Origin of the sequence: Paradesertivirga mongoliensis, assembly GCF_024436395.1 — a bacterium.
Lineage (GTDB): Bacteria > Bacteroidota > Bacteroidia > Sphingobacteriales > Sphingobacteriaceae > Paradesertivirga > Paradesertivirga mongoliensis.
This window is the reverse complement of the sequence record NZ_JAFMZO010000001.1, coordinates 303811-330146: the sequence shown is the minus strand read 5'-3', so window position 1 is coordinate 330146 and position 26336 is coordinate 303811. Positions and strand designations below refer to the sequence as shown.

General features: G+C 42.8%; 17 protein-coding genes. 5 read left to right on the top strand and 12 right to left on the bottom strand.

Going from position 1 to position 26336, the window contains the following annotated elements; translation table 11 throughout:
• Positions 1–38: 38 nt before the first annotated feature.
• From J3P43_RS01075 to J3P43_RS01050, 6 genes are all read right to left on the bottom strand, one after another.
• Positions 39–4850 (bottom strand): chemotaxis protein CheB, encoded by a 4812-nt coding sequence (locus tag J3P43_RS01075; protein WP_255898078.1) that lies wholly within the window; start codon positions 4848–4850, stop codon positions 39–41.
• Between the two features lie 14 nt (positions 4851–4864).
• Positions 4865–6391, bottom strand: coding sequence for a GAF domain-containing protein (locus J3P43_RS01070; RefSeq protein WP_255898068.1), 1527 nt, complete (start codon positions 6389–6391; stop codon positions 4865–4867).
• Positions 6381–6947: a biliverdin-producing heme oxygenase gene (locus J3P43_RS01065; RefSeq protein WP_255898066.1), complete on the bottom strand. Its 567-nt coding sequence runs from the start codon at positions 6945–6947 to the stop codon at positions 6381–6383. The genes J3P43_RS01070 and J3P43_RS01065 overlap by 11 nt, the downstream gene beginning before the upstream one ends.
• Before the next feature lie 59 nt (positions 6948–7006).
• The gene (locus J3P43_RS01060; protein ID WP_255898064.1) at positions 7007–7237 is read right to left on the bottom strand and encodes a hypothetical protein; all 231 of its coding nucleotides are present in this window, start codon (positions 7235–7237) and stop codon (positions 7007–7009) included.
• 102 nt (positions 7238–7339) lie between these two features.
• Complete coding sequence (locus J3P43_RS01055) at positions 7340–7816, bottom strand: DUF4112 domain-containing protein (RefSeq protein WP_255898062.1); 477 nt, start codon at positions 7814–7816, stop codon at positions 7340–7342.
• Positions 7817–7819: 3 nt separating this feature from the next.
• On the bottom strand, positions 7820–8761 hold the full coding sequence (locus tag J3P43_RS01050) for a CvpA family protein (RefSeq protein WP_255898060.1): 942 nt from the start codon (positions 8759–8761) through the stop codon (positions 7820–7822).
• A gap of 375 nt (positions 8762–9136) precedes the next feature.
• On the opposite strand from J3P43_RS01050, the gene J3P43_RS01045 reads away from it, so the two are divergent.
• Entirely contained in the window at positions 9137–9670 is a 534-nt protein-coding gene (locus J3P43_RS01045; RefSeq protein ID WP_255898058.1) for a hypothetical protein, read from the top strand.
• A gap of 60 nt (positions 9671–9730) precedes the next feature.
• Here J3P43_RS01045 and J3P43_RS01040 read toward each other — a convergent pair whose 3' ends face one another.
• Positions 9731–10528 carry a GNAT family N-acetyltransferase gene (locus J3P43_RS01040; RefSeq protein WP_255898056.1) on the bottom strand — a complete coding sequence of 266 codons (798 nt, stop codon included), beginning with the start codon at positions 10526–10528 and terminating at the stop codon, positions 9731–9733.
• A 76-nt stretch (positions 10529–10604) separates the two neighbouring features.
• On the opposite strand from J3P43_RS01040, the gene J3P43_RS01035 reads away from it, so the two are divergent.
• The 4 genes from J3P43_RS01035 (at position 10605) to treY (ending at position 19202) form a co-directional block, all read left to right on the top strand.
• Positions 10605–10790, top strand: a complete 186-nt coding sequence (locus J3P43_RS01035; RefSeq protein WP_255898054.1) for a DUF551 domain-containing protein — start codon at positions 10605–10607, stop codon at positions 10788–10790.
• Positions 10791–10829: 39 nt separating this feature from the next.
• A complete protein-coding gene (gene glgX / locus J3P43_RS01030; protein ID WP_255898052.1) occupies positions 10830–12986 on the top strand; it encodes a glycogen debranching protein GlgX in 2157 nt (718 codons plus the stop codon).
• Positions 12967–14847: a malto-oligosyltrehalose trehalohydrolase gene (treZ, locus tag J3P43_RS01025; protein ID WP_255898050.1), complete on the top strand. Its 1881-nt coding sequence runs from the start codon at positions 12967–12969 to the stop codon at positions 14845–14847. The genes glgX and treZ overlap by 20 nt, the downstream gene beginning before the upstream one ends.
• A gap of 146 nt (positions 14848–14993) precedes the next feature.
• Positions 14994–19202 carry a malto-oligosyltrehalose synthase gene (gene treY, locus J3P43_RS01020; protein ID WP_255898048.1) on the top strand — a complete coding sequence of 1403 codons (4209 nt, stop codon included), beginning with the start codon at positions 14994–14996 and terminating at the stop codon, positions 19200–19202.
• Here treY and J3P43_RS01015 read toward each other — a convergent pair.
• The 5 genes from J3P43_RS01015 to J3P43_RS00995 all read right to left on the bottom strand — a co-directional run bounded on the left by J3P43_RS01015 (position 19189) and on the right by J3P43_RS00995 (position 26240).
• Positions 19189–21393 (bottom strand): response regulator, encoded by a 2205-nt coding sequence (locus J3P43_RS01015; RefSeq protein ID WP_255898046.1) that lies wholly within the window; start codon positions 21391–21393, stop codon positions 19189–19191. The two genes, treY and J3P43_RS01015, sit on opposite strands and share 14 nt — an antisense overlap.
• Positions 21394–21536: 143 nt before the next feature.
• Positions 21537–21947 (bottom strand): response regulator, encoded by a 411-nt coding sequence (locus J3P43_RS01010; protein ID WP_255898044.1) that lies wholly within the window; start codon positions 21945–21947, stop codon positions 21537–21539.
• A 134-nt stretch (positions 21948–22081) separates the two neighbouring features.
• Positions 22082–22570 carry an RrF2 family transcriptional regulator gene (locus J3P43_RS01005; RefSeq protein WP_255898042.1) on the bottom strand — a complete coding sequence of 163 codons (489 nt, stop codon included), beginning with the start codon at positions 22568–22570 and terminating at the stop codon, positions 22082–22084.
• Positions 22571–22608: 38 nt separating this feature from the next.
• Complete coding sequence (locus J3P43_RS01000) at positions 22609–24123, bottom strand: TSUP family transporter (RefSeq protein WP_255898040.1); 1515 nt, start codon at positions 24121–24123, stop codon at positions 22609–22611.
• 14 nt (positions 24124–24137) lie between these two features.
• Positions 24138–26240, bottom strand: coding sequence for a ferredoxin-like domain-containing protein (locus tag J3P43_RS00995; protein ID WP_255898038.1), 2103 nt, complete (start codon positions 26238–26240; stop codon positions 24138–24140).
• Positions 26241–26336: the final 96 nt, after the last annotated feature.

Here is a 26336-nt window from a genome sequence, read left to right as displayed (position 1 = left end):
GCAAAAATTTAATTTATAATATAATTGTTTTTTTTACATTAAAGCGGTAAAGTGAACCAGAACGACGAGCCTTTATTTTCTTCGCTAATAACACCTACCCGTCCTCCGTGTCTTTTTATTATTTCGGCGGAAATGAACAGGCCCAACCCCAGCCCGGAAAACTTTGCTGAAGATTCTTGCACTCTAAAAAATCTATCGAACACAAAGTTTTTTTTGTTCTCAGGGATGCCAATTCCAAAATCGGTTACCGATACTTTGAGCATGTTGTTCTCTTTGCCAATGTTTAAAATAATTTTATCTGCATCCGGCGAGTATTTAATAGCGTTTGAAATGAAATTCACTATGACCTGCTCTAGCCGGTGACGGTCGGCATTTACTTCAATATTTCGGTCGCCTTCCACAATTATCCGATGCGTGATATTGTCGTGCTGCACCTCATCGAGACAGTCTTGTATTGCATCCCCGATGGCAAAGGTAGAAAGATGGAATTCGAGCCGGCCGGCAGTTATTTTTGTAACATCCAGCAGGTCGTCTACCAGTCCGGTAAGGCGATTAACCTGCTTGTTCGCCTTTTCAAGAAAAGAATATATTTCCTTCATGTCAGCTCCCCGCCTGGTGAGACGTTCGGCAATCTGAAGCGATCCCTTCATGCTTGTGATAGGAGTTTTGAGTTCATGACTGGCGATGCTCATAAACTCATCCTTCTTCTTCATTAGCAATTTTAGCGCCTCCTGGGCCATTTCCTGTTCGGTGATATCGGTCAAGCTTCCTATATAGCCGTCAAATACGTCAGCTATAATAGGATTGCTTTTTGCCAAAACCCAGTGGTATTCTCCATCTACAAATTTAATCCTGAACTTGGAGTTGTATGGCTGGCGGCTATTGAATGCCTTCATGAATTTTGTGTACTCGCGCTCGCCATCTTCCGGATGGAATGCTTTTCCCCAGCCTAAATTCATGCTTTCATCAAATGAGAGTCCTGTGGCCTGCATCCAACGCTGGTTTACATAATTGCATCGCCCGGCTTCATCCACTTTCCAGATCATAAACGGTGCTTCGTCTGATAGCTGGCGGAAATAGTCTTCCGATATTTTTAACGCTTCGGAAACATTTTTTTGCTCATCAATATCTGTGCTGGTGCCGACCCACATGGTTGTGCTTCCGGTTTCGTCAAATTGCGGAATAGCCCGGCTTAAATGCCAGCGATATTCACCTTCTGCGCTTAAAAGCCGGCGCTCCATTTCAAAAGGCTGCCCGGTTTCGATAGATATTTTCCAGAGTTTAAGGTTTAACTCCAGATCGTCCGGATGCACAATAACTTCCCAGCCTTTTTCGATTAACTCTTCCGAGGACTTTCCGGTGAAGTCAAGGAATACTTTATTGATATATTCTAAATGTCCGTCAGCTGTTGCTGTCCACACTTTTTGGGGAATGGTATTAGCCAGAAATCTAAACCGCTCTTCGTTTTTCCTTATGGTTTCATTGGCCTTGATAAGGTCGCTCACATCGAGCATCGAGCCAAGCATCCGGTAAGGTGTTCCATATTCGTCATGCAGCAAATGTCCCCTGTCGAGAATATAGGCATACTTTCCATCAGCTTTTAAAAACCGATACTCGGCGTGCCACTGTTTTTCGTTTCCATTAATAGCTTTATCTAAGCTCTGTTTTACAGCTTCAAGATCTTCAAAGTGCACCTTACTTTGCCAGAAGTCGCTGTTTTGGTTCAGCTTATCTTCTTTATAGCCGAACAAGCGGTAAAATGATTCGCTCCACCAAATGGAGTTGTCCGCAAGGTTCCAGTCCCAAATTGCGTCATTTGTTGCCTGAGAAACTAACCGGAAGCGCTCTTCACTAACTGAAAGCTCTCTGGTGCGTTCCCGAACTTTATCCTCGAGTTGGAGATTTAATCTTTTGAGATTCTCGCGGACTTCAATCAGTTCATTATAGTTTGTTTTGAGTCGGATCTCTGCATTTTTTTTGTCGGTAATGTCTGAAAACGTCGCAACAAAACCGTCCCTCATTTTTACCGCAACAACCTCAAACCACTTCGGGATATCGTTATCAGATAGTGATAATTCGGTGTGCAGGGGTATACCCGAGTTAGCAACCTGATGATACTTGTCAAGTAGTCCTTGGTCAGATATCGAGTGCAACATAGAAAGCCGTTTTCCCTCTGTTGGTCCTTTAATATTGAAAACTTTCTCCGCCTCATAATTTGCGGTTTGTAACTCGAAGTCGATAATGCCGCCATTATTGTTTCTGACTGCCTTGAATGCAACGATTGCGTTCAGGCTGGAATTGAAAACCCCGTTTATGATATTATTTAAGTTCTCAATTGCACTGATATCAACGAAGGTAACTATAGCACCGTCCCTGGTTTTATCCTGACGGATATAGGGAAGAATACGCATCAGACAGCGGCTATCATTGTTCAGAATAACTTCTTTCTCGATAGTTGAACCATCATTTAATACTTGCTGGATATCTTTCAGAAGGTTATTATACCGGATATTGGTAGAGATATGATTGATCGGTCTGCCTATGTCTGATTCGATCAGGTTTATTATACTCACTGCAGCAGAGTTGAATTTCCTTATCCGGGAGTCCGAATCGAGGAAGATCTGGCCGATATCGGTACTTCTGAAGAAGTTATTTAAATCATCGTTTAGCTCTATTAACTCCTTAATCTTAAGCTGATGTTCGGTGTTTAAAGTGTGGAGCTCCTCATTGAGCGATTGCAGCTCTTCATTGCTCGACTGCAGCTCTTCATTGGCCGACAAAAGTTCTTCGTTGCTCGACTGGAGCTCCTCATTTGTGGTCTCCATTCCCTCAATAGCCATTTGAAGGTTCGAACGAGCCTCTGTGAGCTCAATTTCAAGCTCATTCACATACTGCGTTTGTTCTGCGGAAGATAAAATATTAGAATCTTCTTTCTGATGAATGTGGCTTTGGTGGTGTTCGCCCAGGATGATTAGTGTATGAAGCTTTCCGTCTGAAGGCCTTGCAGGAGTAACCGAAATGCTTACAAAGGTTTCGGTATCTTTTGATTTTACTCTTACGCTCTTTAAGAATATTTTTCGTTTCTCTTTCCAGCTTCTTCTAACTGCTGTATTTATTGCCACAGACAATTCCTGCGGAACCATTTTAAGAAGATTGAGGTTAAGGTTCTTTTCAGGGAGGGATAAAAATCGGTTATAATTTCCCGCAGCTTCTTTAATGTCAAATGACAGATCTATATAAAAGCATACATACCCAAAGTCTTCGATCATCGACTCGCTGAAATCCTGCATCAAGGGATTTGTCTTAACTTTATCCAGCTTGGGTAATTCTGGCATGGAGCGGGGAATAGGGGTTCTGCCATCGATCGGACGATAAATTTCGTAAGGCTGATTTTTATTCTTACTGATCTTTCTAAAGATCTTCCATTTACTGTTCACCTCATAAACGCAGTCTCTGATCGAGTTGATCGTCTCGCTTGGACCCAGAAATAAGTACCCGTCCATATTGAGTGAAAAATGCAGGGTCGATAATACCTTTTGCTGTAATACATTATTCATGTAAATCAGCATATTTCTGCAACTTACCAGGTCATTCTTAATGAAAGGGGGATCCTTAATTACATTATGCCGCGCAAATACTATCTGCTTTCTTATTTGAGGAATTACGGAATAATATTTCCCGTCTTTAAGAAAATATTGTTCAAATATCTCTGCGTTAATATCCTTCGCAATAGTATCCGGATAAAGGTTTCGAGCTGCGAAATCGATATTACTTTCGTCAATATCCGTTGCGAAAATTTTGACATCCAGGTTTTTGCGAACCTTTCTCAGGTATTTATCAATAAGAATTGCAATAGAGTAGGCTTCTTCTCCGGTACTGCAGGCACATACCCATACTTTCAGAATATCGTTTTCTTTCTTATTTAACAGAATAGCAGGCAATACCTCCCTGAACAAGCTATCGTATGCAGGTTGATCACGGAAAAATTTAGTAACACCGATAAGGAAATCTTTACTTAAGCGATTTACTTCTTCGTCGTTTTTATGGAGATAGTCAACGTATTCTTTAAGGTTACTAAAACCGTTTTGCCCCATCCTTTTGCCTATCCGGCGTATAATGGTTGGTGTTTTATAGTAGTGAAAGTCGTAGCCGTTCGTTTTATAGATTCGTGAAAAAATCTCAGCAAGCAAGCCATCGTCAATTTTGCCCTTGTTGAGTACATGAATTGGGTTTTCATGGATATGATTATAAATCTCTTCGGGCATCATCTCCGGAGGGAGGATAAAATCTGCATTACCGGAAGTGATTGCACTGTTAGGCATTCCGTCAAACTTGGCAGTCACCGGATCTTGCACAATCACCATCCCGCCGCATTCCTTGATGGCCTCTATCCCACGGGTGCCGTCTGTTCCGGTGCCAGAGAGAATTACAGCGATAGATTTATCTTTCTGATCTGCAGCAAGCGTACGCAGGAAGTAGTCGATCGCAGTATTCGGGGCTTTTTCCTGGACTTTTTCTTTAAGTTCGAGTTTGCCATCCCTGATGGTCATCAGCTTTTTGTTCGGAATGATATAAACACATTCTTTATGAACGCTCATGCCATGCTCTGCTTCAAACACCTTCATATGAGTATGCTTTGCAACGAGCTCTACTAACAGGCTTTTATAGTCGGGAGAAAGATGCTGAATTACGACAAAAGAAAGATTAGAATTTTCTGGCATATTATCGAAAAACTCATGGATAGCCTCGAGTCCACCTGCTGATGCCCCTATGGCGACTATGTAATGGCCATTTTTTGAATTTGCCTGCTTTTCTTTTGCACTTTTACTTGCCAGCTCTTCTAATGACATTTTGCATCAAAAATTTAGTTGTGTATATATTTAGAAGAAAATTCAAAAATAAAATTTCTTATTTCTTCAGCAATGGCCAATTCGTCGCTATGCCACGGCTCGGATGTTTTTACAAGGGTCTCTTTCCATAAACGAAAAGAATTGCGCGGATGGTATTTTTTTCCGTCTGGTTCGAAATTTATTGCCTCCTCCGGATTTCCGCCCCAATTTACCGTTCTAATTACTTCGTGCCTGAATGCGATGATGTAATCGCCACGCCTGATGTCAACAGGAATAACCAGTACACCACTACCTGTGTCAATGTAATTTTCAGCATGGTCGTATTTATCCGACAAATTTGATTCTGCATACACACGGTCTATTCCTTTATTCTGAAGCCATAATATAAGATTCCGAATATCGTCTTCTTTTGGAACCGCCCCAATGGTGCTTAACACGCCATTTTCAATAACAGCAGCGCCTCCAGCGCTTAACAGATTAAGAATGTTTGGTTCATGGTTAAGTAAGCCTCTGGCAAAACTTTTATCGGTATAGATATACTCCAGAAGCTTGCCGCGTGTTTGGCGCAGAGCGTTTCTGAAATCGAACTTGTCCTTGGTCTCAATAGATGTAATTTTGGTAGAGATAATACTCGAAAGCAGCTCGAATACTGCACGCTCCTCGTAATTAAGCATTTTTTCTGTGTGATGATGGCATGAAATAAGTCCCCAAAGCTTATCTCTCACAATAATTCTTGTCGACATGGAGGCCATAACATCCATGTTTCCAAGATACTCGAGGTGAACCGATGGGACACCTCTTAAATTGCAATCAGATAGATCTAAAAAAGAATTGCTGACAGGATTTCTTACCGGGTACAGCCGTACGGGAGTATACAAGCGGCTAGGTATGAGCCGGTACGGATTTTTAAGATAAAGGTCACGCGCTTGTTTGGGGATGTCTGATGCAGGGAAAGTAAGTCCTATATAAGGCTCCAATCTTTCGTCCGAAACTTCAGCGATAACGGTTCCATTCCAGTTCTCGTCGAACTTGTACATCATGATCTTATTAAAGCCAGAAAACTTTTTTAACTCGCTAATAGAAAATTCGCAAGCCTCTTGTACCGTCCCTGCCTGATCAATGGCGGCCATTGCGAATTTCAAGTCCTGAATTACATCGACAAATGCTTTTTTGCCAGATACCTCTTCCATTTCAAGGATTAAGAATTCTAATTTTGCATGAAGGATTGCGATGCAGGGACGTGTTTGTTCTTGTTTATCTTTTATCGTTAAATGAAAGGGTATAGCATCGGTGATGTTGGATGAAAGCCTGGTTTTAAGCAGCTCTGTTTCCGAAAGTGGTATAAAGTTGCTCAGGCTATTATTTATCAGGTTTTGCGGAGATATTCCGAGAAGGGCTTCGATGTTTTCACCCACCTGAATAACAGACAGTGTATCCCTGTCTAAAACCATTAAATAACCGTAAGGCTGGATCAGGTTAATATTATGCAAGGGCAAACTTCCACAAAACTCTGAGTCGTAATTTTTTGCTTCAATGTTCATTTATCCAGTTCTTGAATTTGATAAAGGTTTGATTTGCAGCTTCAATTACAGCAATTTCTGCGGATTCATTATCTGTGTGGGTGTTCAGTGTATCTTTGAAACGGTCCCACATTATGTAAGTGTTTTCTTTATATCCATTAAAATAGGAAAGGCCCTTATCCGATTCGAATTTGAGCCTCGCTGAAATCATATGGCTAATGTGTTTTCCTCCTAAGGTAGAGCCCTCTAGGACATACATTACTCCCAGAGCCTGGTCTGCAGACTGGATTTCCGGGATATCAGAAGCCAGCGAAGGAAAGTGTGATGCAGGAGCCAAAGCGGTAATATCCTCTAGCAAATATCTGGCTTTCCGTCTCTCCGGATAGTCTTCAATAATCCCCTTGTTTTCTACTACCGGACTTAATTTTTGTTCGATGGCCGCGATGTATCCGTAAAAGGTCTTTAAGAAATCAACGTAAGAGACTTCGGTGTCAAACTGTGTAATTTTCTGAATGATTAGCGTCTCTAATTCCTGATGTGGCTGTTTTGTGTGTGTTTTAAGTTTTTCTGATACCATAAAATGAAAATTGCCTCATTAACGTGCGGATATCCAGCAGTTAAGAGGCACAATAAAAGTCAGATCCGGTAGCGCAGGGAAATGGTGTTTCCGATAGCCTGAATAAGATCTTTGATAAGGGGACAGGGCGATTCTTTCTGTGTCCAGCCGCTCTGCCCGCTCTTGCAAAGTGTGATGGTGGTGCCTTGTAGCAGGATTTGCGATTCCACCTGCCTGTCAACCTGATTCAGTTTAATAAGCTGAAAATGGAACTTCACTCCCCCTAAATTAATTGTAAATACTTGCCCCATATTTTAGTTCTGATTAGTCGTGGTACTATTAATAACATAATTTTCAGGGATCTTGTTTGCCAAGCGCCTGCACAGAGCAAAATCACGGTTTTCCCATCAAAATCAGAACCAGCCTATGATCCATTCCAATATATTCCATAGCAGAATGAGAAGAAGTACGAATAGGACGAGAATCACAGCTATAGCGGTTATCCAGACACTTTTTCCGCTGCCCTGGTGTTTACCTTCTTCGTAATGTTCTTTCAGAAGACGGATGTTTTTAGAGTTTGCTTTGTAAAAAAAATCGAATACAGTACCGATAACCGGAATTGCTCCGATAGTAGCATCAAGGAGCGCATTAATCCCCATAAGGGCAACAATTCTTCCGCTGGCGCCATTTTTTGCCATGGTTAAAATTAGTGCTGCAGTAAGCACAAATCCGGAAAGCCCGCCCGCAGCCGGTATAAGGTTGAGAATGGGGTCAAGCCCGAATCTGAAGGTAGTTCCTGGAATGCGAAATCGCTCGTCAAGAAGGTAGGAGATCTGTTCTACCCATTTTAGCTTCCCTGTTAGTTTTATTTCCTGATTATTTCTGTTCATTTTCTAGTTTCTAAAGTTTTGGGTAACCATTATTCCATGAATTCCTCCGTCCAAGATGCCAATCCCCAGCCTTCCGAATGATTGATGAAGAATATTTGCACGATGCCCGGGCGAATCCATTAAACCGGTATGTGCTAAGGTCAATGTTTGTGCCAGAGCCAGGTTTTCGCCTGCAGTAAGGAAAGATACTCCCGCAGCCTGTATCCGGTCGAAGGGAGTGGCGCCCTCGGGACTTATATGTGAGAAGTAGCCTCTTGAAAACATATCCGCAGAGTGCTTCAGGGCTACCTGGGCAATTTCTGGGTCTGCTTTAAGCGCTTTTAAGCCAGCTTTGCGCCGTTCTTTATTTACCATGTCGAGCATCTCTTTCTCCAGATCAGGTCTGCGTCTTGCATCTTTTACACTAAAGCCGAGTTTAATGAATTTATCAGAACTTGGTTCGATGGTAATTTTACTTAAAGAGCGGTTCACATCGTCCAAAACTGGACCCAGTCGTGATTCCAGTGTTTCCAATCTTTCAGACAGTTTAGTTGCCAGCGTACTGTCTCTGGTTTCGTTAGTAAGAGCAGTGGAAATGGGTAGGAGCAGTAATAGAGCCGCCGCGATTGATGCATATATCAGGCCGCTGATAAAGCCAGGAAATAGTCCTAGCGTTTTATTGGTCGGTGAAAGATGCATTGGGGCTGGAACCTGTTTTAAAGCCTGGTTTGCGACAAAGGCAAGAACTAATCTGATAGCGATAAGTGTGAGGATGAACGTCAGAAAAACTGTCCATGCACCAGCCAAAGGGAGGTATTTCAAAATAAAGGGATAAAGCAGAAATGTTGCTACCAGTCCGCCAAGCCAGCAGAAAAGATCGGCAAGACCTAAAATAAAGCCCTTCTGAAAGCCGCGCCAGGCAGATAAAAGCAGTATTAAGATAAGTATTACATCGATAAAGTTCATTATCCGGCCTTGTTATCTCAACAACGGAAACATGCCAATTCTGTTTATTACACTGATCTTTAATCGCTCACAGTTGTTCGCGTATATATCGGGAATTAGTTCATTTTGTTGATGTTGTGTCAATTATGTTAGTTTATATTGTAAAAGTTGCAAGAAAATGAAAATATGATTGCGTTATTCGTAACCGTGTCGTATATTTGAATCAGGTTTATAATTGGTTAGTTAAAGGTCTCCACTCTCCCCGTTTGGAGGCCTTCTTTTTTACAGCGGAAGCTGCACAATTCAAAAAACAAAAACCACCCGCCCACAAATACGTTGCTATAACATTAAGTTCAATACTTGATTTTTTAACTATTACCTATAAATAATCTAATTATGGAAAACATGTCAAATACGGATCAGCGAATGCTGACCGGAATGTTCAGAGATCGCGAAAGTGCCGAAAGGGCATACAATTCATTGCATTCAAGAGGCTATAGCCAGGATGATGTAAACCTGATGATGTCTGACGAGACACGCAAAAGACATTTCGAAAACAGCGATCAGGATTCTGACCTTGGAAACAAAGCGCTTGAAGGAGCAGGAACAGGGTCTGCCATTGGCGGAACGACCGGAGCAATTCTTGGAGCAATCGCAGCCATAGGAACCTCGGTTGCAATACCTGGTTTGGGACTGATAGTAGCGGGCCCGATTGCTGCAGGTTTAGCTGGAGCAGGAGCAGGTGGCTTAACCGGCGGTATCGTTGGGGCTTTAATCGGGTCAGGAATTCCTGAAGACCGTGCTAAACATTACGAATCGGGTATTAAAGAGGGTGGCATTGTGATGGGAGTAAAGCCTAGGAATGACGAAGACGCACAATATTTCGAAAGCGAATGGAGAAATAATCGCGGCGAACATATTTATCGTTAAATCTGAATAATTAAATAAAAGAGCGTGTCTGAATTTCAGACGCGCTCTTTTATTTTAACTTTATCCAACATTCCCGGCGATTCTGCTGTAAAGCATTTTTGGCTGGAATAACAGCGTTCGGCCTATTGACATTCTGGCGCCTTGCTTTACATATTCAAATCCATCCGACCTTAAATGCTCTATTGCAGCGTAGTTCTCTTCTGGTAACACACAGGTGCTTTTCGTGTTGAGATGTAGTTTAAGAAGTTCTAATCCAGCATTTTCTTCTTGGGCGACGATCAGACCATCGCCCAGACCGGGTAAATAAAAACCTTTTACCTTTCCTTCATCTATATAAACTTTCGAATCCGGTAAATGACCTTTTAAAAGCAAATGTCGTTTTTCGCCTGCGGCCAGCCGATCGAGACTAAGAATTTGGTCTGAATAACTGAACCCATTTTGTATGTGGTCTGATGCTGAGTAACCTGTTGCCGGGCTGTTCTTTTTATAAAAGTGATACTCATTCGTCTTTTGGAACCCTAATTTTCTGTAAACTGGTTCACCCATATCTGTTGCAATGAGAGATACGGTGTGATATCTGGCTTTTTCAGTCATCTGCAACAGGGATTTTGTTACAAATGCTCCTATGCCCTGATTCCTAAAGTCTTTGTGAACAATAATATGTCCGAGCCAGGCACTGTTGGTGTGAAAAATGGCCGCGCCAATTCCTACAATTCTACGGTTGGATAAAATTTTGATGGGTTTGCAAAATGATGACTGGATATAAAAATTCATATTTGGTGTAATATCGGGCCAGCCCTCGGGTTGTAACTCCTTTAATTCATCAATATCCTCTGTTATTATATCTGAAATTACCATACCACTATTTTACAATTATTTGCTGCAAATTTTGGAAAAGCGCTAAACATATTATTTTTTATGTAGTTATCTAGCCATGGAATGGATTTCAATAAGAGATCGGCTACCTGCGCAAGGAGAGGATGTGCTGCTTTTCGATGGCGGCCAAATCTACTTTGGTTACTATAGTGAAATATCGGATAAATTCATCCTTGGCGACGATAAAGTTGACATAAGCGACTTTACTCACTGGATGCCCTTGCCTGCATTCCCCAAAAAATAATCAAAAGTGTTTTAAGGCGCAAAAGCGCGAGAATCTTATATGAAGAGCAATAATATAATCGTTTACCCTGGCGAACCCTATCCTTTGGGAGCCACTTGGGACGGAAAAGGAGTTAACTTCGCCCTCTACGCAGATCATGCTACCCGGGTAGAGCTTTGCTTGTTTTATAGTCCTAACGATGAAGCTGAATACGCCAGAATAAAATTGATTGAGCGTTCACATCAAGTATGGCATGCATACTTGCCCGAGGCTGAGCCCGGTCAGTTATACGGATATAGGGTGTACGGCCCCTATGAGCCCGAGAACGGAGAGCGTTACAATCCTAATAAATTATTGATTGATCCTTATGCTAAGGCTATAGCAGGAACAGTCGACTGGCACGATGCTTTGTTTAGTTATCAGGTAGGACATCCGGATGAGGATCTTAGCTTCAGCGAGACAGATAGCGCGCCCTTCATCCCCAAATCTGTTGTAGTCAATCCTGAATTTGACTGGCAGGGTGTCGAATCGCCAAAAATACCATACCATAAATCGATCATATATGAAACCCATGTAAAGGGATTTACCCAACTGCATCCGGAAATTCCTGAAGAGATCCGGGGAACTTATGCAGGTCTTTCGCATCCCGTAACCATTAACTATTTAAAGTCTCTGGGAATTACTGCAATAGAGTTGATGCCTGTTCATCAATTTGTAAGAGATAGATTTCTTGAAGAGAAAGGGCTTCAAAATTATTGGGGGTACAATACTATCGGTTTTTTTGCCCCAGATGCCCGTTATTCATCCAGCGGAATTTTGGGCGAGCAGGTTAATGAGTTCAAAAACATGGTGAAGGAATTTCATCAGGCTGGCATTGAAGTAATTCTTGATGTGGTATACAACCACACGGCAGAAGGGAACCAAAACGGACCGACATTATCATTTAAGGGCGTCGACAATAGCTCGTATTACCGCCTGGTAGAAGATAACAAGCGTTATTATATGGATTATACCGGCACTGGTAATACGCTGAATGCTAATCTGCCCAACGTGTTAAGGCTGATGATGGATAGCCTGCGTTATTGGATTCTAGATATGCATGTGGATGGTTTTCGATTCGACCTTGCAGCGACACTTGCCCGCGAGCTGCATGAAGTAAATCGTTTAAGTGCTTTCTTCGATATTATTCACCAGGATCCTGTGATCTCGCAGGTGAAACTCATTGCCGAACCCTGGGATATTGGTGAAGGTGGTTACCAGGTGGGGAAATTTCCTCCGGGATGGGCCGAGTGGAACGGGAAATATCGGGATTGCATACGCGATTACTGGCGCGGAGCAGACAGCATGCTGGGCGAGTTTGCCGAGCGCTTCACAGGCAGTCCCGATCTTTATCAGGACGACTATCGCAGACCCACGGCCAGCATCAACTTTGTAACAGCGCACGATGGTTTTACCCTGCATGATCTGGTTTCATACAACGAAAAACACAACGAAGCGAATGGCGAGGGTAATAATGACGGCGATAGTCATAACCGATCCTGGAATTGTGGAGTGGAAGGAGAGACTGATAACGAAGAAATTATTGCGCTTAGAAACAAGCAAAAGCGGAACTTTTTAACTACTCTTTTCCTTTCGCAGGGTGTGCCCATGTTAGTTGCCGGCGATGAAATGAGCAGAACCCAGAACGGGAATAATAACGCTTACTGCCAGGATAATGAAGTTTCCTGGCTAAACTGGGCGGGAGCCGATAAGGAATTGCTTGAGTTTACCAAAAAGCTCATCCATATACGTAAATCACACCCTTCTTTTTGCCGCAGGAGATGGTTTAAGGGACGGCCTATTAAGGGTGTAGGACTTGAAGACATTGCATGGTTTCAGCCTCATGGTGAAGAAATGACGGAAGAAAACTGGAATCATGATTATGCTAAATCACTGGCTGTGTATTTAAATGGTCGCGGGTTACTTACTGTTGGCTCAAGGGGTGAAATAATTATTGACGATAGTTTTTATGTGATTTTTAATGCGCACCATGAAGCGCTTGATTTTAAGCTCCCCTCAAGTATTTACGCAAGAGGATGGGTTAAAATTCTTGATACCAGTTTCCCGGGTTGCAAGGAAGAGATTTACAGCGCGCAAGATATCGTGAAGGCAGAGGGCCGCTCCGTAGTGCTTTTGCAGCATAAGATTTTAGAAACCGATGAAAACAAAGATATCTGATCGTTCCCTTGGCCTTAACTTCAACAGCTCCGGTACAGCAGAGGTACTGTTATGGGCTCCCTTTGCCAAACAGGTAGAATTGCTTGTGGGCGGAAAAGCCGTTGCAAATCTGGAACAGGGCGAGCAGGGGTACTGGAAAATCATTACCGGCGACTTAAAGCCGGGGGATCAATACAAATTTAGATTGGATGGAGTAAAGCAATTTCCCGACCCAACATCTTTATCTCAACCCGAAGGGGTTCATGGTCCTTCAGAAGCTGTAGATTTAGCCGGCTTTACCTGGGAAGATCAGGACTGGAAAAACATTCCCTTGAAGGAATATATACTGTACGAATTACACACAGGGACATTTACTCAGGAAGGAACATTTGAAGGGATAGAATCGAAACTCAGTTACCTAAAGGATCTTGGAGTTAATGCCATCGAGTTAATGCCCCTTGCTCAATTCCCGGGAAACCGAAACTGGGGGTATGATGGCGTGCAACCCTTCTCAGTTCAAAACTCATATGGCGGTGCCAGGGAACTTCAGAAGCTCATTGATGCTTGCCATGCTAAGGGCATTGCAGTAATAGTTGATGTGGTATATAACCACCTCGGCCCGGAGGGAAATTATCTCGGCGATTTTGGGCCATATTTTACCGATAAGTATCATACTCCCTGGGGGAACGCAATCAATTTTGACGATTCTGGCTGTGATGGAGTACGACGTTATTTTATCGAGAATGCATTAATGTGGTTCCGCGATTTTCATGTCGACGCCCTGCGCCTTGATGCGGTTCATGCTATTAAAGATTTTAGTCCGGTGCATATCGTACAGGAACTAAAGATGCGTGTAAATGAATTGATGGAGAAAACCGGTCGCCGGCATTATCTTATTGCAGAGCTCGATTTAAACGATAATCGCTTTATCAACCCGCTCGACCAACATGGTTACGGAATGGACGCTCAGTGGCTGGATGAATTCCACCACGCTTTGCGGGTTACTGCAGGTGGAGAGCCGACTGGTTACTATTCGGATTTCAATGGGATCTCTCATCTGGCCAAATCATACAAAGACGCTTACGTTTACGACGGCCAGTTTTCTCCGCATAGAAATAAAACCTTTGGTGTAAAAGCCGATCATAACCCCGGCGAGCAGTTTGTGGTATTTTCACAAAATCATGATCATATTGGTAACCGCATGCTTGGCGAACGGTCGAGTCAGCTGATGGGCTTTGAGATGCAGAAAGTGATGGCAGCGGCGGTCATTTGCAGTCCATTTCTGCCGATGCTTTTTATGGGTGAAGAGTGGTCAGAGACAAATCCTTTCCTTTATTTTGTAAGCCATACCGATCCCCAACTTGCAGAGGCCGTACGAAAGGGAAGAAAGGCCGAATTCGCTGCTTTTCAATCTTCTGCGGAAGCGCCCGACCCCATGGCTGAAGACACCTTCGGGCGATCAAAACTTCAATGGGAGTTGTTGAATATGGAACCCCATCAAACCATGTTTAATTATTACAGGCAGCTTATTGCGTTGCGGAAAAATCACCCGGTACTTAAAGATTTAAACAGAAAGCAGCTCAGTGTACAGCACAATGAAGAAAAGAAAGTTTTAATCCTTCGACGATGGAATGACGAGCAGCAGGTGATGTGCATGATGAATTTTTCTGAGTCTGCTCAAGCTGTCATTGTTCCCGCCGAATCTTCAACCTGGATAAAGCTTTTTGATTCATCATCTCCCGAATGGAAGGGACACCGGTTTAGCCCCGATGAAATTTCATCAAATGAAAAACTAAACCTGCCTCCGGTTTCTTTTTTAATGTATCAGATGCTAAGGAAAGCACAGACTGAGGAGGAGTGGCAAATGCTGGGTCATTCTTAGTGAGCCGATAGCCAGCGTCATATTGAGCCGTCGAAATATAAAGCGGCTAAATGAAACTCACCTACCGGGTGACGTTGCAATTGCACCTACTCGCCCACACGAGAACGACGAGAGTTAACGCGCCTTTATTGTTTTAAAAAGAAAAAATGAACAACCCTATATCTACCTATCGAGTTCAGTTTCATAAAGGCTTCAATTTTGAAGCCTTTCAGCAGATTATTCCTTACCTCCATGATTTGGGAGTTAAGACTATTTACGCATCACCGATTTTTACTTCCACGCCTGGCAGTACCCACGGGTATGACGGTTTGAATCCCCATGAGATAAACCCAGAGATAGGAACAGAAGAACAATTACGACAGATCAGTGCTCAGTTAAAGGTCGCCAATATCAAATGGGTCCAGGATATCGTTCCCAATCACATGGCGTTTCACCCTGCCAATCCATGGCTGACGGATGTGTTAGAAAAAGGAAAACAATCGGAGTATGCCTCATTCTTCGATATCAATTGGGAAAGCGAGACATACAATGGCAAAATACTCGTTCCTTTCCTGGGCACAAGTTTGAATGAAGCCATAAACAACGAGCTGAGGCTGGAGTTTGATGGGATTAGATTTGTGTTTAAGTATTATGATTCGGCTTATCCCCTGTCCCCGAAATCGTATTCCGCGGTTCTTAATTCAATAGGTAGTAACTTGCAGGATGTCAGGCAATTGATACAGCAGTTAGATGATTTACAGCAGGTAGAACATTCCAAAACCTTTTCTAATCAATGGTCAGAGGTGCTTTTGCAGCTCGATTCTTTAATGAGAGATGCCGCGGTGAAAGCGCATATCGATAACTGCCTTGAAGTTGTTAATTCAAATAGGGGTGTTTTAAGCCAAATTCTCGATGAACAGGTTTATAAATTAGAGCATTGGAAAGAAACGGATAAGCAGATCAATTTTCGGCGATTTTTTACAGTGAATGGACTTATATGCCTAAATATTCAGGACGGACAGGTGTTTAGCTATTTTCATTCTTACGTAAAAGAATTGCTGGATGACGGAATTTTTCAGGGACTTAGGATCGACCACATCGACGGCCTATCCGATCCGGAGTTGTATCTAAAAGAACTTCGTTCACTTGTAGGCGAGGACGTTTACATCATCGTCGAAAAGATTCTGGGGCCTTCCGAAGTTTTGCCGAATAGCTGGCCAATTGAAGGAAATACAGGTTATGATTTCCTATCGATGGTAAATAATTTATTCGCCAATGACGATGCTGAAAAAGCCTTTACTAAATATTACAAGAAACTCATTGGCGACAAGCGGCCTGTTGGGGAGCTGATCGCAGAAAAAAAAGGCTACATCCTTCGTCAGCATATGGCCGGCGAACTTGACAATTTGTATCAGTTGTTTCTTGATTTAAACCTGATCGACAGAACCGAAATAGAAACAGACGGTGATTTGAGAGAGGCTATTGCCGAATTTCTCATTTACTGCCCTGTGTATCGCTATTATGGGAACCGTCTTCCGCTCGAAGCGGAGGAAGCGAATGCGATACAAGATATTCTGAACCGGATAAGAAATAAAAAGGCTTTACTCCATTCGGCAGTGAATCTATTGGAGCAAGCGCTATTGATAAAGCCGGCTAAAGAAGATCCCGGATACAGGGAACGGGCAATGAAGTTCTATATGCGCTGTATGCAGTTTACAGGGCCTCTGATGGCAAAGGGCGTTGAGGACACTTTGATGTATACTTACAACCGATTTATTGGCCATAACGAGGTTGGCGATTCGCCCGAGACATTTGGGTACGATATAGAAACGTTTCACAAACTGATGGCCGAACGGCAATTAAACTGGCCGCTGTCTTTAAATGGTACTTCAACGCACGATACAAAACGGGGTGAAGATGTACGCGCCCGGCTAAACGTTCTTACCGACCTGGCTGACCGCTGGATCGGGACGATACAACTTTGGCAAGAGTTGAACGCGGAATCATCGCAGCAGTATCATTTAAGTGAGAACGACGAATATTTTATTTACCAAACCTTAGTTGGCACTATGCCAATGCCAGGAGAAAACGACAGCGACTACGAAACACGGATACATGAATATCTGGTTAAAGCGCTTCGTGAAGGTAAAATTAGTTCGGATTGGGCAAAGCCCGACGAAGATTACGAGCGCCGTGCAATGGATTTTGCATCTGCTTTGCTTGATAAAGACGGAGCTTTTTATAAGTTGCTGCGAAAGTTCAACCGTAACATAGCCGACTTTGGGATAGCAAATTCTTTGGCCCAACTGGTGCTTAAGTTTACTTGTCCCGGTGTTCCGGATATTTACCAGGGTACCGAATTATGGGACCTGAGTTTGGTAGATCCCGACAACCGGCGTCCGGTTAACTACTCTCATAGAGCGGCGTTGCTCGAAAAGCTTGACAGCACGCAAACAGATACCAAGCTTATGGCGAAACTATGGGAAGACCGGTATAGTGGTGCTATAAAACTTTGGCTAACAAAAACCTTGTTAAAGCTTCGAGCAGATAACCAAGAGTTTTTTATGCAGGCAGACTATTTTCCTCTCGAAGTGAAAGGAAAATACAAAGATCATGTGCTTGCATTCGCCCGTCGTTTTCAGCATCAGTGGATGATAGTAGCAGTTCCCCTACATTTGGCCAGAATCAGTAAAATGGGGAAGAAAGATTTCCAAAACCTGAAGTGGAAAAATACCAGGATAGTCTTACCTTCAAATATTCCATCTGAGATGGAAGATTTGGTAATGAAATCCATATCGAAAGCGGGCAAGGAGATTTTCATTAAAGAGGCTTTCGCTAAGACGCCCTTCGCCGTTTTCAAATTGCAAAAAAGAGAAAGCGGGCGCGGGGCCGGAGTCCTTTTGCATATCACATCACTTCCTTCCCCTTTCGGAATTGGCGATTTTGGCCCCGGAGCTAAAACATTCGCCGATTATCTCAGTTCTGCAGGACAAAAATACTGGCAAATCCTTCCGCTTAGTCCAACCGAAGCCGGACAGGGTTATTCACCCTATAGCGCGATTTCTACTATGGGAGGCAACACCCTCCTTATCAGTCCCGAACTTCTGGCAGAAGAGGGCTTATTAGACGCCTCAATGCTTCAGCAATATCGCATAAAAAGTGAAAGAGTAGTCGATTATGCATCCGCAAAACAAATAAAGGACCGTCTTTTTGACGAAGCATATCATAATTTCTGTAATTCGGAATCATCGCTCCGTGATGATTTTCGGAATTTTTGCGAGCGGGAATCTCATTGGCTGGATGATTTTGCCTTTTATCTTTCCCTGAAAAACCAGAATCAGGGGAAGCCTTGGTTTGAATGGCCTCCGGAGTATAAATTGCGAGATAAAAAGGCCCTGGAGCAATTCTCTGAAATCAATTCCGACGTTTTGAATAAGATTAAATGGCTCCAGTTTATCTTTCTAAAACAGTGGACCAACTTAAAGAATTACTGCAATAAATCAGGTATTAAACTGTTCGGCGATCTTCCCTTTTACGTAAGCAACGATTCTTCCGATGTTTGGGCCAATAAAGATATTTTCTGTTTAGATGAAGATGGCAGGATGACTGGGATGGCTGGGGTACCGCCGGATTATTTCAACGACAATGGTCAGCTTTGGGGGATGCCCGTGTTTAAGTGGGATGTTTTAAAAGGACAGAATTACGACTGGTGGATCCAGCGCATTCGAAAAAATATGCAGTTGTATGATTTACTCCGGCTTGATCATTTCCGTGCTTTTTCTTCCTATTGGGATGTACCCTCCGGTGAAGAAACGGCTAAAAATGGAGAATGGAAACCCGGGCCGGCATCTGATTTCTTTAGAGTGCTGGAGCAGGAATTAGGTGAGCTCCCTTTCGTTGCCGAAGACTTGGGCGACGTTGATCAGCCTGTTTATGACTTAAGAGACGAATTCGGACTGCCGGGAATGCGCGTGCTGCAATTTTCTTTCGGCGATGACGGAGCACAGTCAGTACACAGTTTGCATAATTTTAACCCCAATAGCGTAGTGTATACAGGTACACACGACAATAACACCACAAAGGGTTGGTTTAGGAAGGATGCGGACATTGCCACCAGAGAGAATCTGAACGAATATCTGGGTAAAGAGCCCACCGAAAAGAATATTCATCTCCTACTGGGAAAACGGGCCTATTCTTCTGTCGCCAGGATTGTAATACTGCCTATGCAGGATGTAATTGGTCTGGATGAAAAAGCCAGGATGAATACTCCGGCCTCCGTTGAGAATAACTGGACCTGGAGATTGAAGGCAAAGCAGTTAAGACAGAAGCATTCAAAAAGGTTGCTCAGTTGGGCGCGTATGTTCAACCGTGGGTAATGTCCTCAGTCTGGTTTTGGTCGAATTTCAGCGTCGCCGTTTCTTTCAATATGTTTACAAGCTCTTCCAGCTTTATGGGTTTGGAAATATAATTATCCATGCCTGCGCTTAAGCATATTTCCCGGTCTTCGGGCATTGCGTTTGCCGTCATAGCCACAATTTGAGGTTGTGGCTGACCTCCCGAGCGGATAACTGCGGTTGCTTCCAGTCCATCCATTTCGGGCATAAGGACGTCCATTAAAATAATATCATATTGCTTTTCCTGAACCATTCCTACAGCTTCTACTCCATTATTCGCCACATCGGCAGTATAGCCGAGCTTGCTCAATATTTTCAGAGCCAGTTTTTGATTAATAAGATTGTCTTCTGCCAACAAAATCGATAAAGGGTAATCGTCTGCAAAATCTTCAGACAAGACAAATGAACCGCTTTTTTTCTCCTCGGACTGCAAAGATACTTTACCTTCTTTCAAGGCCACCTGCAGAGTAGTGTAAAGCTGGTTTTCTTTCACGGGTTTCGTAAGTGTGCTGGTAAAGAGATGCGGATACTTTGAGCGATTTTCATCACCTACGGCGCTAAGCAATATAATAGGTAAATCAGGCGAAAAAGCCTTAATATTTTTGGCTAAGTCAATGCCATCCATTTCAGGCATTAACTTGTCTGTGATGACCAGGCTGATATCCGCATTGATTGATAACTGGTCTAAAGCCTCTTTGCCCGAATGAGCGATATATGGTTTCAATCCCCATTGCTCCATCTGCGATTTAATTACTCTAAGATAATTGGCATTGTCGTCAACAATAAGGATCTTTTTATTCTCATTGTTTTTCGTATTTAAATAGGCATATTCCTTTTTGCTAACACCGGAGCTTTCGCATCTAATTGAAAATGAAAATGTGGTGCCCGCTCCAACCTTGCTTTTTACCGAAATGTTTCCTCCCATAAGGCGAACCAGTTTTTCGCATATTACAAGACCTAAACCCGTACCGCCATACTTTCTGGTGGTTGATGAATCTACCTGCGTAAATGCCTTAAATAGTTTTGGCAGTTTATCTTTGGGGATTCCGATACCGGTATCAATGATATCGAAAGAGATTTCGTTTTCATTTTCCGCCCGCCCTTCTAAATTCACTTTCACAAACACCTCTCCGACATGTGTAAATTTAAGCGCGTTGTTAATTAGATTTATAAGTATTTGGCGTAGTCTGTGGCTGTCGCCGACAATAATGCCGGGTATCCGCGGATCAACCTGATAAATCAGGTCCAAACCCTGCGACGCTGCTTTTCCCGCGAATAGATCCATTACTCCTTCGAGGCACTCTTTTAGATTAAAATCCTGTTTTTCTAACTCCATATTCCCCGACTCAATTTTTGAATAGTCGAGGATATCGTTGATCAGCCCAAGGAGAGCTTCACCGCTGGTGTTTATTACGCTGACATATTCTTCCTGTTCCTGATTTAAGGGCGTGGATGACAAAAGGTTGGCCATGCCGATTACGCCGTTCATCGGAGTTCGTATTTCATGACTCATGGTAGCCAGGAAGGTGCTTTTAGCCTGGTTGGCTTTTTCGGCCTCTCTGCTTGCTTTTTCTGCTTTCAGTTTTTCAGCCAAAACCGCAGCCAGGTACTTTCTCTCAAATTTTATGCTGAGATAAGCAAATGCCCAGCACAATGCGGCCGAGAGGATAATGTTTTGATGAAATTTGAATGTGAGCGCTTTGGGCGGAAAGTATTGATATGGGCTTATATCTTCTGCAACCAGAATAGCAACAAGGAAGCAAAGCGTACTAAATACAAAGTACAATGTAACTTCCCGTCCCGAATTCTTTTTTTCGTCGATTAAATAAGGTATTGAGAAAAAAAGCGGCATAAAAAACATATATACGCCCGAGCTTTTTCCTTCAATGATGGTTAAGGCACAAAAGAATAAGTTTACGCAGATGATAGAGGCTGCTTTTGTGTAAAGCAGATGTCCTTTTTTAGCGAAGTATAGAATCCCGAGCAAGAATAGTATGTAAATAAACAGGACAGAGGCTACCCAATGTAATCCCTGAAAATAATTTACAAAAAATAGTGGTATGGCAAACGCTAATGCGGTATAGATGAACCCTATTGTTCTTTTCGAAGTTTCTTTCAGCCCCAGGGCAACGGGGACGTCAAAGTTATTTTCTCTCTCTAAATGCTCTTTCACAAATCCCAAATGATTGTGAGCCTACGTTAAGTGATACAAAAGGTTTCAAAAATGGTTGATTATTTTGGGGGAGAGGTTGTGGATGGTTCCAGTGAACTTAATGTCTGAGGGCTATACGCCTTCCCGTTCAGGAATTAAAAACGTCACATGTTTTTCAATTCGTTCTTTTTTATTATTTCCAGAAGTTCTGCGGGCTTTAAGGGCTTTGTGAAGAAACCGTCAAGCAATGGGGTTTCGTTTGCCTGCAGTTGGTCATTTGGATCAACCGACGAGGTAACGATGTAGATTTCAAATTCCTTTTGCAAGGAGTTTTTTAATGCGGTATAGTTTTCAAGAAACTCCCAACCATTCATAAAGGGAGTGTTTAAATCAAGTAAAACCAAGTCGGGGAGAAGGGAGGCATCCGCCAAATTCCTTTTCAGAAAATTGAAGAAATCAGCGCAGTTAGAAAAATTCAAAATTTTACTGCCAGGCTGTAGCTTAGTAAGAGTCCGGTTGATAATGAACTGATAAATTTGGTCATCATCAACCACTGCAATTTTTAGCGGGTTCAATTACGTCTGTTTGATGCAATTTATAAAATACTTTGCTTGATTGTATAGCCTTTCGACAATTGTGGAAAAGTCGCTGTTTTGTTGAAATTGCTCTGTAACCTCAAATAACTAAGCGGTATCTTGAAGCTCCTCGATCATGAAAGCCCTTTTAAATCTTCCGCAGGAATCGATTGAAAGTCGCCCGAAGCTATTTTTGCCTTGATAGCGTCTTCTTTAGCAACCATATCTGCAACAGTTGTTTCTGTCAGGATTTTTAGAGTTGCGTCTCGTACATCTTTCATTACATCTCTAATGCCGCAGTATCCTTCGTCGATACACTCATCACATTTCTCGTAAAAATTCAAACTCACGCAAGGTAATAGTGCGATCGGACCGTCAATGATCCTGATGATTGCAACAAGTTTAATTTCTTCTGCTTTTTTCATCAGGTAGTAACCGCCGCCTGCTCCTTTCTTGCTTCCCAGAAACCCGCTTCGTTTTAGCTCGAGTAAAATTGCCTCCAGAAACTTTTTTGGTAACTGCTCTTTCGCCGCTATCTCTGAAATGAGCATCGGGGTATTGGCTTTATTTCTGGCCAGAGCCATTAAAGCCTTAACTGCATATTTCGTTTTCTTGGTTAACAAAGCTTTGTCTATAGAGTTGGTATATCAAATATAGCAAACTAGATATACTTACGGAAGGTGTTCAACGAAACAATGATAATTACTATACCCACAATTAACATGATAGTTTTTACAGGTAGCCTGCTGGATAAACTTGCAGCAATGGGTGCAGCGATCATTCCGCCCACTACCAGCCCCAGTATAATTTGGAAATAGGTTCCCATGCCAAGGAAAATGCTAAAAGTTACCGAGCTCGCAAAAGCCACAAAAAACTCGGCCAAATTTACCGAACCAATTGTAAATCGTGCATTTCTTCCGCCCGCGAGCAACGTAGAGGTTACTATTGGTCCCCATCCACCTCCTCCTACCGAATCGAGAAAGCCCCCAACAATAGCAAGAATTCCAACGTTTTTTGTCTTCTTCTTTCTTCGTTTGGCCGCCAATGCCTTTCTGATAATTACTATCCCCAATGTCATTGTATACATAGCTACAATCGGCTTGATATACGAGTTGTAATTTTCGAGTGAGGTCAAAATGTAAGCCCCTAGAATTGCTCCGACGATTCCGGGTAATAGCAGGTTCTTGAAAAGTTTGCTATTCACATTTCCAAAACGTAAGTGCATCAGTCCGGAAACTCCGGAAGTGAATATCTCTGATGTGTGTACGCTGGCGCTGGCAGCTGCTGCCGGAACACCAAACGACATAAGGAAGGTGGTTGCACTTACGCCATAAGCCATTCCTAATGCTCCGTCAATCATTTGGGCGATAAATCCACCCAGTATATAAATGAAAATCTCTGATGTTACCTGCTGGCTTACCCATTCTGATGCAACAGAAATATTCTCAAAATTGATATATGTAAAAAAGAGGTGTCCAAGTACCATCAGGCAGATTGCCGCCCCGGAATAGAGCAGGTAATGCACCAGTTTTTTATGTTGCCGGGTTTCGGGTTCTGTTTTTACAGCCAGAACAGAGGTGATATCGTTCAATTGCCTCACTTTATCCGAAAAATCGCCTCCCAGCCGCTGCCGGATCTTCTCCATATTGTCAAGAACATCCTCCATTTCCGGCGGGATAGCCTCCGTGAGTACTTCTTTCACCCGTTTGGCAATAGTGGGTGATTTGCCGTTGGTGGATATTGCAATTTTCAGGTTGCCTTTTTGTACTATCGAACTTAAGTAAAAGTCGCAGAGCTCGGGTTTGTCGGCCACATTGGTGAGTACGCCGCTTTCCAGGCATGCCGAATGTATTTCGGCGCTGGTATTTTTATCGTCAATCGCTATGATTGCAAGATCAATCCCCTCAAGGTCGGTTGGCGAAAAGGCACGCTCTTCGAAATGAATATTGTGCCGGGTGATTAAAGATTTTACCTCGGGCGAGATTTGCGTGGCAACTAATCGCACGACAGCCTGCGGACTGTTTTGAAATAAAGCAGTCAGTTTTTCGGTGGCAACATAGCCTCCGCCTACTATTAAAGTAGTCAGGTTTTCGAGTTTTAGGAAGATCGGAAAAAGCGTATTATGCTCCTTATAGGTGCTCGCTACTAAATGCTCCTCGGTAATGGTTCCTGACATTTTTATGCTAATTCCTATTGTGCAATTAATTGCGAATTGCGGTATTCTGTAAGTTGCTGATTAAACAGCTTTGACTGATTGATATAGTACTCGGCAAACTCTTGCGTAGGTTCTTGTGTGTTTAACTGATAAACAAGCTCTTGAAAGCGCATATCCAGTTTAATCTTTCCAGCTGATACAAAGTGCTCATCAAAATCTTTAATGATTCCCGCTTGTGTATTCGTTCTTTTATCCTCAGAAACTAATAGTGCTTTTGCCGAATTTATAAAGCCAGTATAGGCATAGTAAATGGCATCAGAATACTCAGCAGCTGCGAAAGCTTCACCGGCCCTCTGTAATTTTTCTTCTGCTTCAACCAATAATACTGCAATGAGGTCTATCTGCACGCTGGCACACTCACCAACACCAATAGCTGGTTTGTAAGGTTCTTCCTGCTCCCAGTCGATAAAATCATCAGGCGTAATTCCATCATGTTTTGATAACGAACTTAACAGGTCATAGAAGTAGATTTTACCCTGCCGACTGTAATACTGGTTAAACAACTCGCCCTCTAAAGCATTTTTATGGTAGTCGTCTAAAACGGTTCTCAATACCTGAGGCCCGCGTTTGCTTGGTACCTTAACAATTTTTTCAGACGCTACTCCATTTCCGTCTCCGGTTGCGCCACCGCCTAATAAAACTTGCAGGGCAGGCGCAACTAAAGGGCCGACCTTCATGCTTGATCCATGGAACCCAATAGCTGTCATAGCATGCTGACCACAAGCATTGATACAGCCGCTTATTTTAATGGTAATGTCTTTGTTGTAGATCAGGTCCGGATATTCTTCCAGAATAACTCTTTCAAGCTCACGTGTAATTCCCGTGCTGTTTGAGATACCTAAATTACAGGTGTCGGTTCCGGGGCATGACGTAACATCGGCCACACTTTCAAAACCTGGATTTGCAAGGCCTAGTTCATTTAGCTTCTCGAATACATAAGGAAGGTTTTCTTCTTTAATAAAACGAATGCGCATGCCCTGATTTTGGGTTAACCTAACATCATCCGCAGCAATCTCACGAATCAGTTTGATTAATGTTCTTGCCACAGGAGTTTTGATATCACCATTTTGTATTTTAAGCCCAACGGTAACATATCCTTGTTGCTTTTGCGCATACACGTTAGTTTTTAACCACTGTTGGTATTTTACAGGCTCGGTGATTTCTGGGATCGGAGCGATAAAATCAGACAATACAGAGCTTGCGTTTATGGTTCTGTCTATTTTAAAAACTTTAGATTTTAACGCAAGTTTTTCTTTCGCTGCAAGGTCTAACAGAGCCTCTCTGCCAATATCCTGGATCAGATATTTCATACGCGCTTTCATCCTTTTTGCACGCTCGCCGTAGCGGTCAAAAACCCGGATAATTGATTCGGCGAAAGGAATAACATCGTCCTCATGAATAAATTCGGAAGCTAACTCCGCTATGTGCGGTTGTGAGCCCAGTCCGCCGCCAAAAACAACTTTAAATCCTCTTACTTCTTCGCCATTCTCAAATCTCACCTTAGGGATAAAGCCTAAATCATGCATAAACGCATAAGCAGTATCTTTCTCGGATGACGAGAACGCGATTTTAAATTTTCTCCCCATATCCTGGCAAATAGGATTTCTCAGAAGATATTCGAAAAATGCATGAGCATAAGGAGTAACGTCAAAAGGTTCCTCAGGATCCACACCAGCCATTGGCGATGCAGTCACGTTTCTTACGGTATTACCGCATGCCTCGCGAAGCGTAATCGAGTCCTGCTCTAGCTCTGTCCAAAGCTCGGGGGTACGCTCGAGGCTTACAAAGTGAATCTGTATATCCTGGCGGGTTGTTATATGGAGGTTGCCGGTTGCATATTTATCAGATACATCGGAAATGCGTTCAAGCTGCTTGGTAGTTACACGGCCGTAAGGTAACTTAATACGTACCATTTGTACTCCGGGCTGACGCTGTCCGTAGATACCACGGGCCAGCCTTAAGCTTCTGAATTTTTCTTCATGAAGTGTCCCTTCGCGAAACATCCGAATCTTCTTTTCCAGTTCGATGATATCTTTTTCTACAATCGGATTTTCTAATTCAGTCCTGAAACTTTGCATTTCCTATAGATATAATAGTTTAACGATGCAATATTACTAAAAAAGCCTTTTTTATGAAAATTAATCTGTAATAAGGCTGTAAAGAAAGTAGCCGGC